This is a genomic window from Streptomyces sp. NPDC028928 (genome assembly GCF_055564915.1).
Map to the genome: position 1 here is coordinate 975,514 of NZ_JBVHVI010000001.1, position 13,555 is coordinate 989,068.

Genomic DNA, 13,555 nt, shown 5'->3' on the forward strand with positions numbered 1-13,555 from the left:
CCGATCTTCATTAGATGCCCCAGGCATCTATGGGTCGACGTCAAGTTCGGCCACTTCGGTGACCTTCGTCATCTGGCCGAAGTACCCGGGGTGCGGTGGCCGGATCCGGCCACCGGCCGTTCGGCGTACAGGGATCGTTCCCGCCCCGGGCGGGCAGTGATCGGATGGCACGGATTCGTTGGACCTAGGAAAGGAAGCGGGACCCATGCCTCTTGAGGGCGAGTACGAGCCCAGCCCGACGCAGTGGGTGCGCGAGCAGGTCGAGCTGTACGAGAGCTCCGGCGGGACGAAGGGGACGACGCTGCGCGACACCGGGCTGCCGGTGATCGTGCTGACCACGCGGGGCGCGAAGAGCGGGAAGATCCGCAAGACGCCGCTGATGCGGGTGGAGCACGAGGGCCGGTACGCGGCGGTCGCCTCCCTCGGCGGCGCGCCCAGGCATCCGGTCTGGTACTTCAACGTGAAGTCGGACCCGCACGTCGAGTTGCAGGACGGGCCGGAGAAGCGGGACATGCGGGCCCGTGAGGTCACCGGGGCGGAGAAGGCCGAGTGGTGGGAGCGGGCGGTGGCCGCGTACCCGCCGTACGCCGAGTACCAGGAGAAGACCTCCCGGGAGATCCCGGTCTTCGTCCTGGAGCCGCTCGACGAGGGCTGATTCAGGCCGGACACCGGCCCGTTTCAGAAAAATCTGTTCCGGGGACGTGTGAACCGGCTTCCGGCCGGGCACTCGTGCGTCAGGCCCCGCCGCGTTCCCCCGTCGCGGCGGGGCTTTCTCGCGCCTCGCCCGCCCGCCGGTCGGTGACGTCCAGGAAGATCTGGCCCGCGTCGGGGAACGTCCGGGTGACCGAACGCTTGATGCGTACGGCGACCTCCTCGACGCGCTCGCTGTCCAGGCCCGGCACCAGGTCGACGCGGGCGGCGACCAGGGTGGAGTCGAGGCCCATCTTCATGGTGAACACCGCCTCCACGCTGTCGATCTCCGGCTGCGCCCGCAGCAGCGCGCGGATCCTCCCGGTCAGCTCGGGGTCGGCGGCCTCCCCGATCAGCTGGGCCTGGGCGTCGCGGCCCAGCCGGTAGGCGACGTAGACCAGCAGCAGGCCGATCGCCAGCGAGGCGGAGGCCTCCCAGACGACCTGCCCGGTCGCCATGTGCAGGCCCATCCCGATGAGGGCGAGGGTCACGCCGAGCACCGCCGTGCCGTCCTCGGCGACCACCGTGCGCAGCGCGGGATCGCGCAGCCCGCCGAGACCGCCGCCCTGCCGGCGCACCTGGTGCAGCGCGCGCAGCAGCGAGACGCCCTCGGCGACCAGGGCCACACCCAGCACGATCAGGCCCGCCACATAGCCGCTGAACGTCTCCTCGGCGCCGCTGCGGAGGGCTTCGAAGCCCTGGAAGAAGGAGAAGCAGCCGCCCATGACGAAGATGCCCACGGCGGCGAGCAGGGACCAGAAGAAACGCTCCTTGCCGTAGCCGAAGGGGTGCCGGGTGTCGGCGGGGCGGCGGCTGCGGCTCAGCGCGGCCAGCAGGAAGACCTCGTTGAGGCTGTCGGCGACCGAGTGCGCGGCCTCCGACAGCAGCGCGGGCGAGCCCGCGAGGACCCCGCCGGCCGCCTTGGCGACGGCGATCACCAGATTGGCGCCGAGGGCCACGAGGACGGTGACCTTGGTGTGCCGGTCGGCGCTGACGGCGGCTGTCGCGTCGGCCGGGGCCTCGGCACCGGCTCCGCCGTCGGCTCGGCCGCCCGCGTGGGCGTCGGCGTCGGCCTGGACGCCCGCCGTGGTGTCGGTCTCGCCGCCGGCCTTGGCGTCGGGCCGGCCTCCGCTGTCCTCGGCCGTCCGTGCGGCCGTCTCCCGTTCCGAGGATGTCCTGCTCACCTTTCGCCGACTGCCCCCGACCGGACGGCTCACACCCCCGTGCGGGACGCGCGAAACGGGGAACGCGGGGCGAGGAGGACCCCGGGCGGCGAGGAGGAGAGCATGGGCGGCGACGGCAACAGGGCCTACGGGCACCGGACCTTCAGCCGGTCCAGGAGCCACTTCGCGGACCGGATCACCGCCGACGGCCGGGACGGCTGGCCGGTCGAGGCGGGCCGTTACCGGCTGGTGGTCTCCCGCGCCTGTCCGTGGGCGAGCCGGGCGGTGATCTCACGCCGGCTGCTGGGGCTGGAGGAGGCGCTGCCGATGGCGGTGGCCGATCCGATCCAGGACGACCGCAGCTGGCGGTTCACCCTGGACCCCGGCGGACGGGACCCGGTGCTCGGCATCCGGTTCCTGAGCGAGGCCTACGACAAGCGGGAGACCGGCTACCCGGGCGGGGTGAGCGTGCCCGCGGTGGTGGACGTGCCGAGCGGGCGGCTGGTCACCAACGACTACCAGCGGATCACCCTGGACCTGGCCACCGAGTGGGCGGCCCTGCACCGCGCCGGTGCGCCGGACCTGTACCCGGCCGGCCGGCGCGAGGAGATCGACCAGGTGATGGCCGAGGTCTACGAGGACGTGAACAACGGTGTGTACCGGGCCGGGTTCGCCACGCACCAGAAGGAGTACGAGGAGGCGTGCGCGGCCGTGTTCCGGCGGCTGGAACTGCTCGGTGAGCGGCTGTCCGGGCAGCGGTATCTGGTCGGCGACACCCTCACGGAAGCGGACATCCGGCTGTTCACCACGCTGGTCCGGTTCGACGCGGTCTACCACGGTCACTTCAAGTGCAATCGCTGGAAGCTGGCGGAGCACCCGGTGCTCTGGGCGTACGCGCGGGATCTGTTCCAGACGCCGGGCTTCGGTGACACGGTCGACTTCGACCACATCAAGCGGCACTACTACCAGGTGCACTCCGGTATCAACCCCACCGGCATCGTGCCGCTCGGCCCGGACCTCGCCGGCTGGCTGAGCCCGCACCGCCGCGCGGAGCTGGGTGGCCGGCCGTTCGGGGACGGGACGCCGCCGGGGCCGGTGCCTCCGGGCGAACGGGTGTCGCCGCAAGGACGGCCCGCATGAGGGACGCCTCACGAGGAAGTAGTCACACATGGCCAAGAACAAGAAGAAGAAGCTCCCTCTCGTCTATCAGCCGGTCGGATTCGTGCTCAGCTGGGCGGGCGGTGCGCTGGCCGGTATGGCCTTCCGCAAGGCGTGGACGGCCATCCGGCACGAGGAGGACGCACCCGACGCGCTGGACCCGGACCGCAGCTGGGGCGAGATCCTGCTGGCCGCGGCGGTCCAGGGCGCGATCTTCGCGGTGGTCCGCAGCGCTGTGGACCGCACCGGCGCGAAGGCCATCGCCCGGTCGACGGGCGTATGGCCGAGCACCGACAAGACCGGCCGCGACTGACCCCGTCCGCTCCGGCGCCGCAGCCACCCCCGGCTGCGGCGCCCCCGACCAGCTCACCGCGACGCCCGTCAGCCCTGTTTGGGCGCTGTCGGGGGCAGGAGGCGCAGGGTGAAGGAGTGGCCGGCGGGGTCGGCGTAGGCGCGGTGTTCGTACGGGCCCGTGGCGTCCCTCGTGTCGATGGGGCGGCCGCCCAGGGCCACGACCCGCCGCTCGGCCTCGTCCAAGTCGTGCACCAGGAAGTCGAGATGGATCTGGAGGGAGTTCTCCGGGCGGGGCCAGCTGGGCGGGGTGGCGTTGGCATCGCGCCGGAAGGCCAGCCGGATGCCGTCGGCGCCCCGGACCTCCACCAGGTTGGCGGAGGCGGCGGTCCGCTCGCCGTCCAGTAAGCCGCGGTAGAACTCGGCGAGCTTCTCGGGTTCGGCGCAGTCCAGCACCACCAGGCCCGCCTTCACCAGTGTCATGGGTCCTCCCGGGATCGAGGAAGTGTCCTCTCGGCCTCTTCCCAGGCGGATATCCCGGGCCGCCGGATTCAGTCGGCCGGCAGCCACTCCCCGTCGCGCATCAGCTCGCGCCCGCGCAGTTCGTTCTCCTCGCGCCAGGCCTGGATCCGCTGCGGGAGCACCCGGAAGTACAGATAGCGGGTGGCCAGTCGGCGCGGGTCGAAGCCGGTCTTCCCGGCGAAGACCTCGGCGTCCTCCTCGGGCAGGTCCTCGGGCGTCACCGCGCGCACGACACCGTCGACCAGGACGACGTCCCGGGTGGGGCCGATGCCGAGGCGGGCCCGGCCGGTGGCCACGAGGTTGCGGCCGGTGGGGCTCTCGGCCGGAGTGGCGATCAGCAGCGAGCTGCCGTCCCACACGAAGGACAGCGGTACGAGATACGGGGCCGCGCCGTCGGGTCCGGCGGTGGCGACCCACGCGTCGACGTCGTTCTCCAGCCGGTGGAGGGTGTCCTTCTTGCGCTGCTCGGCGCTGCGGGCGGGGGGCGGGGTCATGGCGTACGGCCTCCTTGGAATGATCGTTGCGCTCAGTGTGGCCGCGGATCCCCGGTCCGCGCACGGAGTCACCCAAGGCGTGTCCGGGCGACGCGTCCCGGCCGCCGGGGTGCCGTACCCCGCTCGGGATGATCGTGTCCGGGTTTCCGGTGGCCGGCCGGGCGACGTCTCGCCGAAACCGCCCACCCCCTCCAACCGACCGACCAGGAAAGGCACCATGCACGCTGACCTGCTCTTCACCGGCGGCCCCGTCCTCACCCCCGAGGGCCGTACCGCCACCGCCGTGGCCGTCACCGGGGACCGGATCACCGCCGTCGGGCACGCGGAGCTGCGCGCACTCGCCGGTCCGCGCACGGAGGTGGTGGACCTGGCCGGGCGGCTGCTGCTGCCCGGATTCCAGGACGCGCACGTCCATCCGGTGCCGGCCGGGCTGGAACTGTCCCGGTGCGATCTGACGGGCCGGGTGACGGCCGAGGAGACCGTGGCCGCCGTGCGCGCCTACGCCGACGCCCACCCGGAGCGGGAGTGGATCCTCGGCGGCGGCTGGTCGATGGAGGCGTTCGCGGGCGGTACGCCGACGAAGGAGCTGCTGGACGCGGTCGTCCCGGACCGGCCGGTGTACCTGCCCAACCGTGACCATCACGGCGCCTGGGTGAACAGCCGGGCGCTGGAGCTGGCCGGGATCGGCCGGCACACCCCGGACCCGGCCGACGGGCGGATCGAGCGGGACGCGTCCGGGGAGCCCGGCGGCACGCTCCAGGAGGGTGCGATGCAGCTGGTCGGCCGGCTGGCCCCGCCCGCCACCCCCGCCGACCGGCTGGCCGCGCTGCTGCGGGCCCAGCGGCATCTGCACGCGCTCGGCATCACCGCCTGGCAGGACGCGCTGGTCGGTGACTTCCTCGGCATGGACGACCCGGCAAAGGCGTATCTCACCGCCGCCGAGGACGGTTCGCTCACCGCCCGGGTCGTCGGCGCCCTGTGGTGGGACCGGGAGCGGGGTTCGGAGCAGATCCCCGAACTCGTCGAGAAGCGGGCCGCGTCGAGCCGGGTCCGGTTCCGGGCGGGCGCGGTGAAGCTGATGCTGGACGGGGTCGCCGAGAACCACACGGCGGCGCTGCTCGAACCGTACCTGGACCGGTGCGGCTGCGCGACGGCCAACCGCGGTACGAGCTTCATCGACCCGGCGCAACTCCCCCGGTACGTGACCGAGTTGGACGCGCTCGGCTTCCAGTGCCACTTCCACGCGCTGGGCGACCGGGCCGTACGGGACGCGCTGGACGCGATCGAGGCGGCCCGGGCGGCGGGCGGGCCGCGCGACACCCGGCCGCATCTGGCCCACCTCCAGGTGGTGCACCCGGACGACGTGCCCCGCTTCGCCCGGCTCGGCGCCACCGCGAACATCCAGCCCCTGTGGGCCGCCCACGAGCCGCAGATGGACGAGCTGACGATCCCGTTCCTCGGGCCCGAACGGGCCCGGCAGCAGTATCCGTTCCGGGCGCTGCTGCGCTCCGGGGCGCGGCTCGCGGCGGGCAGCGACTGGCCGGTGAGCAGCCCCGATCCGCTCCAGGGCATCCACGTCGCGGTCAACCGGGTCGAGCCGGGCGGCACCGGACCGGTGTTCCTGCCGGACGAACGGCTGGACCTCGCCGACGCGCTGACGGCGTACACGGCCGGGTCGGCGTACGTCAACCACCTGGACGACACCGGCCGGGTGGCCGTCGGCGCGCTCGCCGACCTGGTGGTCCTGGACCGGGACCCGTTCACCGGGCCGCCGGAGGCGATCGCGGAGACACGCGTGGCGCTGACCTATGTGGGAGGCGCGTGCGTGTACGCGGCGGAGTGACCGCGGCGCCGGTCAGGCGCAGCCGACACCCTCCTCGACCAGCGGCCACGCCTCCACGCCGTGGTCCGTGCGGACGTACGCCGTCGTCTTGTCGTCCGTCAGCCACAGCCGGCGGCCACGGTGGTGGTACCCGGTGTCCCGGGCACCCGCGGGCATGCGGACCGTCGCGCGGTACGGCGCCCGGAGCAGCCCGTCCCGGCCCAGCACACCCTCGGGGTCACGGGCGTACGTCCGCTTCCCCAGGGCGAGGAAGCCGGCGGACTGCCAGCCGCAGTGCGCCGGCCCCGACGAGCTGTGCAGGGTGGTGACCGGGACCCGGCGGCCCGCGCGGTCGGTCCAGATCTGCCAGTCCGTGGTGGCCGTGAAGCTCTCCGGGAGTTCGGCCGGGTCGCAGGAGGCGTTGGTCTCCGGGCCCCAGCCGGGCCGGTCCTTCTGGTCCTTGGCCACCACGACCGCCACCTTCGTACGGCCGTCCACATCGTAGGAGTAGAGGACCCGGTCCGGCTCCTCCCGCTCCACGCGGTAGCCGTGGCCGGGCTGCTCCGGCTGGACCATGTCGAAGTAGAGGGCGAGGCCCTCCGCCGGGGTGTCCCCGCCGTCGGACCTGCTCCATCCGTCGGGCCCGGAGCCGTCGAAGATCTCCCCGTCGCACTCCAGCGCCCGGCCGGCCGCCCCGGAGGCCAGCCGGATCGCCTCGGGAGTGCTCTCGTCGAGTTGCCTGGTCGGTACGTGGAGCGGGCCGCTGTAGGGGGTCGCCGGAGGGGTGCCCCGCACCACCAGGTCCGGCCGGGATCCGTCGTCGCACCCCGCCACCGCCGCCGTCAGCACCGCCACCGCCGTCACCACGAGCCCTCTGCGCATGCCCCGCCCCTGTTCTCCTGTGCACTGTGCGGTCCTTCGACGGCGGGGCGGGCCGGAACGTTCAGCGGGTCCGCTGGAAGGTTCTCCGGTAGGCCTGCGGGGAGACGCCGATCGCCGCGTGCAGGTGCTGGCGCAGCGAGGCGCCGGTGGCGAAGCCGACCTCGGCGGCGATCCGGTCCACCGGCAGGTCGCTGGCCTCCAGCAGGTGCCGGGCGCGGGCCACCCGCTGCTGGATGAGCCAGCGGCCGGGGCTGAGGCCGACCTCGTCGTTGAAGCGGCGGGCGAAGGTGCGCAGGCTCATCCGGGCGTGCGCGGCGAGGTCCGCCAGGGTGAGCGGCTCGTCCAGGCGCTCCAGCGCCCAGGCGCGGGTCGCGGCCGTGCCGGCGGCGCCGTTCTCGGGGACCGGCTGCTCGATGTACTGGGCCTGGCCGCCGTCCCGGAACGGGGGCACGACACAGCGGCGGGCGACGGCGTTCGCCAGCTCGCTGCCGTGGTCGGTGCGGACGATGTGCAGGCAGATGTCCACGCCGGAGGCCGCCCCGGCCGAGGTGAGGATGCGGCCGTCGGCGACGAAGAGGACGTCCGGGTCGAGGTCCACCTGTGGGTAGCGGCGGCGGAACACGTCGGCCACCTGCCAGTGGGTGGTGGCCCGGCGGCCGTCGAGGAGGCCGGCCTCGGCGAGCACGAAGGCGGCCGTGCAGATGGAGACGATCCGGGCGTCCGGGCGGATCCGGGCCAGGGCGGCGGTGACCTCGGCGGACAGCTCGGCGGGGATGTGGGCGGGCGCCATGGAGGTGACGACGACCGTGTCGGCCGTCCGAAGGATCTCGGGGCCGTGGGCGACACCGATGGTGAAGTCGGCGTTGGTGCGCACCGGGCGGCCGTCGACCGAGCAGGTGAGCACCTCGTAGTGGCCGTCGGCCGCGCCGAAGATGCGGCTGGGGATGCCCAGCTCGAACGGGTAGACGCCGTCGAGGGCCAGGACGACGACCCGTTCCGGGCGGCGGGGGCGCAGCTCCACATCAGACATGGCACGATCCTATCGAAGGTTGGCAATCGTGCCATTTCCCGGCCGGGCGGGCTCCGGCAGGCTGGGGGACCATGAGCGATGTGAACACGATGCGAGCCATCAGCCAGGACGTCCTCGGCGGTCCCGAGGTCCTGAAGGAAGTACAGGTCGAGCGGCCGCAGCCGCGCCCGAACGAGGTGCTGGTCCGGGTGCGGGCCGCCGGGGTGAACCCCACCGACTGGAAGCACCGGGCCCTCGGCCTGTTCCTGGGCGAGCCGCCGTTCGTCCTCGGCTGGGACGTCTCCGGCGAGGTCGCGGAGACCGGGATCGGCGTGGCCGCCTTCCGGCCGGGCGACGAGGTCTTCGGCATGCTGCCCTACCCCTTCGGTCACGGCTCGCACGCCGAGTACGTCACCGTCCCGGCCCGGGCCCTGGTCCACAAGCCGGCCTCCCTCGACCACGTGCAGGCGGGCGCGCTGCCGCTGGTGTCGCTGACGGCCTGGCAGGCGCTGACCGAGCACGCGGACGTCCAGCCGGGGCAGCGGGTGCTGATCCACGCGGCGGCCGGCGGCGTCGGCCATGTGGCCGTGCAGATCGCCAAGGCGCGCGGGGCGTACGTGATCGGTACGGCGAGCGCGGGCAAGCACGACTTCCTGCGGGAGATCGGCGTGGACGAGCCGGTCGACTACCGGTCCACCGACGTCACGGAGGCGGTCCGGGACGTCGACGTGGTCCTGGACACGCTCGGCGGCGAGACCTCCGTGCGGTCCCTGCGGATGCTGCGACCGGGCGGTGTGGTGGTGTCGATCCTGCCGGTGGGCGACGACGACTTCTACGAGGAGGCCGAGCGGCTGGGCGTGCGGGCGGTGCGCATGCTGGTCGACGCGGACCGGGCCGGGATGCGGGCGATCGCGGAACTGGCGGAGTCCGGGCGGCTGAAGGCCACGATCGCCGGGACGTTCCCGCTGGCCGACGCCGCGAAGGCGCACGAGTTGGGCGACACCGGCCGGACCACCGGGAAGCTGGTGCTGCTGGCGGACTGAGCGACACGCGCCGACGACACGCGTCAAACTCGAAGACATATGTCAATCGAACATGCTCAAATTCCTTCCATCGAGGGTAACTTGACGATCGGGAAGCGACGTCGGGGCGCGGGGTGGGAGGTGGTGCCGAGGTGCGACACGAACCCGTACCTCTCACCCGGCAACTGGGCATGTACGACCACCGCGGACACACGGTGCTGGAGTTCCGGGGCGAGATCGACATCGCCGCGGCGACGGAGATCGGCCCGTTCCTCGACCGGGTCACCGACCGGCCCGGCGCCCGGGTCGTCATCGACCTGCGGCCGGTGGAGTTCTTCGACTGCTCGGGGCTGCGGCTGCTGTACCGGGCGCGCGTCCGGGTGCTGGAGCGCGGCGGGCAACTGCACCTCGTGTGCACGCACCCGCTGACCCTGCGGGTGTTCCGGGTCACCGGACTGACCCGGCTGCTGCCCCCGCAGCCGGACCTGGACGCGGCCGTGGCCCGCTCCGAGGCCGCGTCCGGCTCGCTGTGACGGACCGGTCTGTTCCGGCCCTCCGGGGGCATCCGGTCGGCAGGAAGGAGGACCGTCGCGATGACGACTTCCGTGAGGCGCCTGCCGGGCTGGGCCAGGATCATGGCCATGGCCGTGGCGGCGATCGTACTGGTGCTCGCCGTGCTGTTCGCCGGGATCCGGCTGGCCGTACTGCCGGGCATCAAGGACCTGTTCGGCACCGAGACCCACGACCGTTCCGGGCCCGCGCTGCTCAAGTCGATCCGGGACATGAGCCGTTACGACGCGGCCTCGGGCAACTTCCAGGTCGTCGTGGACCTGGAGAAGGACGCCAAGTTCCTGCCCGACGCCGTCCGCGGCACCCGCACCCTGTACGTCGGCGCGGGCACCGTGGACGCCTACGTCGACCTCGGCCGGGTCGGCGAGAAGGACGTGCGGGTCGACGGCGACCGTACGTCCGCCACCATCCGGCTGCCGCACGCGCGGCTCGGCAGGCCGGCCCTGGATCCCGACCACTCCTACGCCGTGTCCAAGCAGCGCGGGCTGCTGGACCGGCTCGGCGACCTGTTCTCGGACAACCCCAACAGCGAGCAGGCCGTGCAGCGGCTCGCCGTGCGGCACATCGGCGACGCGGCCGAGCGCAGCGGGCTGACCGCGCGCGCCGAGAGCAACACCACCGGCATGCTCCAGGGCCTGCTGCACTCCCTCGGCTTCACGGAGGTGCACATCGTCTACGGCACCTGATCAGGACCCCAGCACCCCCGGCAGGGCCAGCGCGCCCAGGACGGTCGCGCCCACCAGCAGCCAGGCCACGTAGTCGCCGACGTGCCCGGACTGCAGATGTCTGACGGGCGTGGCCCAGTCGGGGGCGGCCACCCAGCGGGGGCGGGTGACGGCGAGACCGGCCAGCGCCACGGCCAGCACCGTGGAGGCCACCCCCAGCAGCGCACCGTGCGCGGTCCAGTGCACGGAGGCGTGGGCGCCGCCCGAGCCGGCCTCGTTGACGGACCGGGCCACCAGGGCGCCGAAGCCGGGGACCACCCCGACCGCGAGGGCGGCGGCGAGCAGCACGGCGGGCACGGTCGTCATGGTGTCCGGGATCCGGCGCAGCAAGCCGGACGTCTCCGGTTCCTCGTCGGAGCCGCTGGTCTCGTACTCCGCGTCCTCCGGGCGCGGGCCGAGGCCCAGGAAGACGCGGGCGGTGACCCGCAGCACCGCGCCCGCGGTGATCGCGGAGGCGGCCACGTACACCACGGTGAGCGGGCCGCCGACCGCCTCCTCGGTGACCGCCTTGCCCAGCGCCGTACCGAACGGCGGCAGACCGGCCAGGCCGAGGGCACCGACGGCGAACATCACCCCGGTGGCGCGCAGTTGCCGGGCCTGGCCGTGCAGCGCGTGCTCGTCCACGCTGCCGAACCGGTCCAGCAGGAAGCCCGCGCAGGCGAACAGCGCGGCCTTCACCCCTGCGTGGCCGAGCAGGTACAGGGCCACGCCGTCGTCGCCCTCGGGGGTGAGGACGCCGAGCCCGACGAGGAACAGGCCGGTGTGGGCGACCGTGGAGTAGGCGAGGAGCCGTTTGATGTGCCGCTGGTACCAGCACATGACGGCGCCGGTCGCGGCCGTGAGGGCGCCGAGGGTCACCAGGGCCCGGGTCAGGTCGGCGGCGGGGATGCCGCCGGGTCCGGCGAAGACGGTGCCGTACACCCGCCAGACGCCGTAGGCGCCGAGTTCGACCATGACGCCGGAGAGCAGCATGCAGACCGGGGTGGGGGCGACGGCGTGCGCGTCCGGGAGCCAGAAGTGGAAGGGTACGGCGGCCGCCTTCACCAGCAGCCCGGTGAGCACCAGCACGAAGGAGGCGAGGACCAGCGCGTCCGGCCCGTCCTGCCCGGCGGCGTCGAGCCCGCGGCCGATCTTCGCCATGGCCAGTTCGCCGGTACGGGCGTACAGCAGGGCGATGCCCATCAGCATGGCGTACGCGCCGAGGGAGTTGACCACACCGAAGGTCAGCGCGCCCTGGACGGCCTTCGCCTCGTCGATGCGGTAGCCGGTCAGGGCGTAGGCCACCACGCTCATCAGCTCGAAGAACACGAACGCGTTGAACAGGTCCCCGGCTACGGCGAATCCGCACATGGCGCCCTGGAAGACCAGCATCAGCGCGGTGAAGGAACCGGCGCGGCCCGGCGGGGGCTCGTCGAAGTAGCGCCAGGAGTAGGCGAGCGCGGCCAGGGTCAGCAGCGAGGCCAGCGCGGCCATGCCGAGCGCGGGGCCGTCCCCGACCACCAGGATGCCGACGCTCTCCCCGTCGACGGGCAGCCAGCCGCCGACCCACTCGACCATCGGCGGTGCGGAGTTCAGCAGCAGCACGAGCGCGAGGGCCGCGGTGCCGCCGGAGACGGCGAACCCGGTGATCTCGACGGCGATCCGGGGCAGAAGGCGGCCCAGGGCCACCAGCAGGGCGGCGCCGAGCAGCGGGATGGCGACGAGCAGCGGGATCAGGTGGTGCATCAGCCGCGCAGCTCCCGCAGTTCGTCGGGGTCGATCGTGCCGTGCCGTTTGGCGATCTGCAGGACGAGGGCGAGCAGCAGCGCGGTGACGGTGGCGCCGACGACGATGTCGGTGAGGGTGAGGGCCTGCACCACCGGGTCGACCACCGGCCGGGAGCCGGGCTTCATGTCGGAGAAGACGGGCGCGGTGGCGCCGTCGCGGTAGCCGACCGCCAGCAGCAGGACGTAGGTGGCGGACTGGCAGACGGCGAGACAGCCGACGGCGTGGATGAGGTTCCGGCTGGTGGCGAGGCCGTAGCAGCCCGTCAGGAAGATGTAGGCGGCGGCCAGGTACGGAAGGACGTGCATCGCGGTGTTCACCTCTCGTGCGCCCCCTCGGTCCTCTCCTGTTGGGTCTCCTCGATCTCCACGGCCTGGTCGAGGAAGTGGGCGAGCAGGACGACGACCGCGCAGGCCACCTCCATGCCGATGGCCGCGTTCAGCAGCGGGACGGTGCCGCCGGAGGACAGTGTGTTGAAGGTGCCGTACGGCAGCAGGGTGTTGGCCAGGAAGGCGGTGCCGGCCAGGACTCCGGCGGTGCCCAGGACGAGGTAGGCGGACACCGCGAGGGAGTCGGTGGTCTCGTAGACGCCGAGGGGGCGGACGCGTTCCAGTGCGCGGTAGTCGGCGCCGAGGTAGAGCAGGTGCAGGGCGGTCGCGGCGACGACCCCGCCCTGGAAGCCGCCGCCGGGGCTGAGCTGGCCGTGGGCGATGACGTACAGGCCGGTGAGCAGGGCGACGGGCAGCGCGAGCAGGGCGTAGCGGCGGACCGGGCGGGCCACCTCGGCGGGTTCGGGCTGCGCCCGGTGCTCGTCTCGGGTCTGGCGCAGCAGCACCACGCAGCCGAGGACCGCGGCGAACAGGATGCTCATCTCGCCGAGGGTGTCGTAGGCCCGCTGGTCGAAGTTGACGGAGGCGATCGTGTTGGCGGTGTGCCGGGTGAGGGAGGCGTGGACGGCCCGGTCGCCGTACGGGTGCCACCGGCCGCCGAAGTCCGGCAGGCGGAGGCAGGCGGCGACGAGCAGGGCGGCCAGGCCGGCGCCGCCGACGGCCAGCAGGACCAGCCGCAGCCGGTTCACTTCGGCCCCTCCTTCGAGCGGCCCCGGCGTCTGACCTTGCGCACTGACAGCATGATCAGCAGCGGGGTGAGGGCGGAGCCGACGGCGAGCTGGGACAGGCCGACGTCGGGGGCCTGGAGCACGGTGAACAACGCGGCCAGCAGGAGGCCGAGGAAGGACAGCACCAGCGCCTGGCGGGCGGGGTCGCGCTGGGCCACGGCCGCGGTGGCGGAGGCGGCCACGAGCAGCAGGGCGACGACGATCACCGCGTCGGACACATCGGCCTCGCCTGGTCACACGGGTTTCGCCGTCCTGGGGCACGGAGCCTTGCCGACCACGGGTGGTCGTCGGGTACGCGGGCGGTTCCCCGCGCCCCTGCGGGCCGC

At 73.3% G+C, this 13,555-nt stretch carries 16 protein-coding genes; 7 read left to right on the plus strand and 9 right to left on the minus strand.

Annotated elements, in window-relative coordinates:
• Positions 1-205 precede the first annotated feature (205 nt).
• On the plus strand, positions 206-655 hold the full coding sequence (locus ACZ4U1_RS04205) for a nitroreductase family deazaflavin-dependent oxidoreductase (protein WP_467899339.1): 450 nt from the start codon (positions 206-208) through the stop codon (positions 653-655).
• A 79-nt stretch (positions 656-734) separates the two neighbouring features.
• Here ACZ4U1_RS04205 and ACZ4U1_RS04210 read toward each other — a convergent pair whose 3' ends face one another.
• Positions 735-1,874 (minus strand): cation diffusion facilitator family transporter, encoded by a 1,140-nt coding sequence (locus ACZ4U1_RS04210; RefSeq protein WP_467899341.1) that lies wholly within the window; start codon positions 1,872-1,874, stop codon positions 735-737.
• Between the two features lie 102 nt (positions 1,875-1,976).
• Here ACZ4U1_RS04210 and ACZ4U1_RS04215 point away from each other — a divergent pair, with 102 nt between their 5' ends.
• Complete coding sequence (locus ACZ4U1_RS04215) at positions 1,977-2,993, plus strand: glutathione S-transferase family protein (RefSeq protein WP_467899343.1); 1,017 nt, start codon at positions 1,977-1,979, stop codon at positions 2,991-2,993.
• Between the two features lie 28 nt (positions 2,994-3,021).
• Complete coding sequence (locus ACZ4U1_RS04220; protein ID WP_467899345.1) at positions 3,022-3,324, plus strand: DUF4235 domain-containing protein; 303 nt, start codon at positions 3,022-3,024, stop codon at positions 3,322-3,324.
• Between the two features lie 68 nt (positions 3,325-3,392).
• On the opposite strand, the gene ACZ4U1_RS04225 is transcribed toward ACZ4U1_RS04220, so the two are convergent.
• Both ACZ4U1_RS04225 and ACZ4U1_RS04230 read right to left on the minus strand, forming a co-directional pair.
• On the minus strand, positions 3,393-3,785 hold the full coding sequence (locus ACZ4U1_RS04225) for a VOC family protein (RefSeq protein WP_467899347.1): 393 nt from the start codon (positions 3,783-3,785) through the stop codon (positions 3,393-3,395).
• Between the two features lie 68 nt (positions 3,786-3,853).
• Complete coding sequence (locus tag ACZ4U1_RS04230) at positions 3,854-4,318, minus strand: pyridoxamine 5'-phosphate oxidase family protein (protein WP_467899349.1); 465 nt, start codon at positions 4,316-4,318, stop codon at positions 3,854-3,856.
• A 217-nt stretch (positions 4,319-4,535) separates the two neighbouring features.
• Here ACZ4U1_RS04230 and ACZ4U1_RS04235 point away from each other — a divergent pair, with 217 nt between their 5' ends.
• Complete coding sequence (locus ACZ4U1_RS04235; protein WP_467899350.1) at positions 4,536-6,161, plus strand: amidohydrolase; 1,626 nt, start codon at positions 4,536-4,538, stop codon at positions 6,159-6,161.
• 12 nt (positions 6,162-6,173) lie between these two features.
• Here ACZ4U1_RS04235 and ACZ4U1_RS04240 read toward each other — a convergent pair whose 3' ends face one another.
• Together ACZ4U1_RS04240 and ACZ4U1_RS04245 are read right to left on the minus strand one after the other, a co-directional pair.
• Entirely contained in the window at positions 6,174-7,022 is an 849-nt protein-coding gene (locus ACZ4U1_RS04240; RefSeq protein ID WP_467899352.1) for a hypothetical protein, read from the minus strand.
• Positions 7,023-7,083: 61 nt separating this feature from the next.
• Positions 7,084-8,052 carry a GlxA family transcriptional regulator gene (locus ACZ4U1_RS04245; protein ID WP_467899354.1) on the minus strand — a complete coding sequence of 323 codons (969 nt, stop codon included), beginning with the start codon at positions 8,050-8,052 and terminating at the stop codon, positions 7,084-7,086.
• Positions 8,053-8,123: 71 nt separating this feature from the next.
• On the opposite strand from ACZ4U1_RS04245, the gene ACZ4U1_RS04250 reads away from it, so the two are divergent.
• The 3 genes from ACZ4U1_RS04250 (at position 8,124) to ACZ4U1_RS04260 (ending at position 10,309) form a co-directional block, all read left to right on the plus strand.
• Positions 8,124-9,074, plus strand: coding sequence for an NADP-dependent oxidoreductase (locus ACZ4U1_RS04250; RefSeq protein ID WP_467899356.1), 951 nt, complete (start codon positions 8,124-8,126; stop codon positions 9,072-9,074).
• A gap of 131 nt (positions 9,075-9,205) precedes the next feature.
• Entirely contained in the window at positions 9,206-9,586 is a 381-nt protein-coding gene (locus tag ACZ4U1_RS04255) for an anti-sigma factor antagonist (protein ID WP_467899357.1), read from the plus strand.
• 60 nt (positions 9,587-9,646) lie between these two features.
• On the plus strand, positions 9,647-10,309 hold the full coding sequence (locus tag ACZ4U1_RS04260) for a DUF4230 domain-containing protein (RefSeq protein WP_467899358.1): 663 nt from the start codon (positions 9,647-9,649) through the stop codon (positions 10,307-10,309).
• Here ACZ4U1_RS04260 and ACZ4U1_RS04265 read toward each other — a convergent pair whose 3' ends face one another.
• The 4 genes from ACZ4U1_RS04265 to ACZ4U1_RS04280 are packed head-to-tail and all read right to left on the minus strand — an operon-like array spanning position 10,310 to position 13,447.
• Entirely contained in the window at positions 10,310-12,073 is a 1,764-nt protein-coding gene (locus ACZ4U1_RS04265) for a complex I subunit 5 family protein (RefSeq protein WP_467899361.1), read from the minus strand.
• Positions 12,073-12,420, minus strand: coding sequence for a sodium:proton antiporter (locus ACZ4U1_RS04270; protein ID WP_467899363.1), 348 nt, complete (start codon positions 12,418-12,420; stop codon positions 12,073-12,075). The genes ACZ4U1_RS04265 and ACZ4U1_RS04270 overlap by 1 nt, the downstream gene beginning before the upstream one ends.
• Positions 12,421-12,428: 8 nt before the next feature.
• Positions 12,429-13,190: an MnhB domain-containing protein gene (locus ACZ4U1_RS04275; protein ID WP_467899364.1), complete on the minus strand. Its 762-nt coding sequence runs from the start codon at positions 13,188-13,190 to the stop codon at positions 12,429-12,431.
• A complete protein-coding gene (locus ACZ4U1_RS04280; protein ID WP_467899366.1) occupies positions 13,187-13,447 on the minus strand; it encodes a Na(+)/H(+) antiporter subunit B in 261 nt (86 codons plus the stop codon). Before ACZ4U1_RS04280 ends, ACZ4U1_RS04275 begins: the two co-directional genes overlap by 4 nt.
• Between the last annotated feature and the right edge of the window lie 108 nt (positions 13,448-13,555).

Bases quoted from the DNA above. Each gene is read 5' to 3' on its own strand.
- ACZ4U1_RS04205 (WP_467899339.1), top strand. From the start codon at position 206: ATGCCTCTTGAGGGCGAGTACGAGCCCAGCCCGACGCAGTGGGTGCGC.
- ACZ4U1_RS04215 (WP_467899343.1), top strand. From the start codon at position 1,977: ATGGGCGGCGACGGCAACAGGGCCTACGGGCACCGGACCTTCAGCCGG.
- ACZ4U1_RS04220 (WP_467899345.1), top strand. From the start codon at position 3,022: ATGGCCAAGAACAAGAAGAAGAAGCTCCCTCTCGTCTATCAGCCGGTC.
- ACZ4U1_RS04225 (WP_467899347.1), bottom strand. From the start codon at position 3,785: ATGACACTGGTGAAGGCGGGCCTGGTGGTGCTGGACTGCGCCGAACCC.
- ACZ4U1_RS04230 (WP_467899349.1), bottom strand. From the start codon at position 4,318: ATGACCCCGCCCCCCGCCCGCAGCGCCGAGCAGCGCAAGAAGGACACC.
- ACZ4U1_RS04235 (WP_467899350.1), top strand. From the start codon at position 4,536: ATGCACGCTGACCTGCTCTTCACCGGCGGCCCCGTCCTCACCCCCGAG.
- ACZ4U1_RS04240 (WP_467899352.1), bottom strand. From the start codon at position 7,022: ATGCGCAGAGGGCTCGTGGTGACGGCGGTGGCGGTGCTGACGGCGGCG.
- ACZ4U1_RS04245 (WP_467899354.1), bottom strand. From the start codon at position 8,052: ATGTCTGATGTGGAGCTGCGCCCCCGCCGCCCGGAACGGGTCGTCGTC.
- ACZ4U1_RS04250 (WP_467899356.1), top strand. From the start codon at position 8,124: ATGAGCGATGTGAACACGATGCGAGCCATCAGCCAGGACGTCCTCGGC.
- ACZ4U1_RS04260 (WP_467899358.1), top strand. From the start codon at position 9,647: ATGACGACTTCCGTGAGGCGCCTGCCGGGCTGGGCCAGGATCATGGCC.
- ACZ4U1_RS04265 (WP_467899361.1), bottom strand. From the start codon at position 12,073: ATGCACCACCTGATCCCGCTGCTCGTCGCCATCCCGCTGCTCGGCGCC.
- ACZ4U1_RS04270 (WP_467899363.1), bottom strand. From the start codon at position 12,420: ATGCACGTCCTTCCGTACCTGGCCGCCGCCTACATCTTCCTGACGGGC.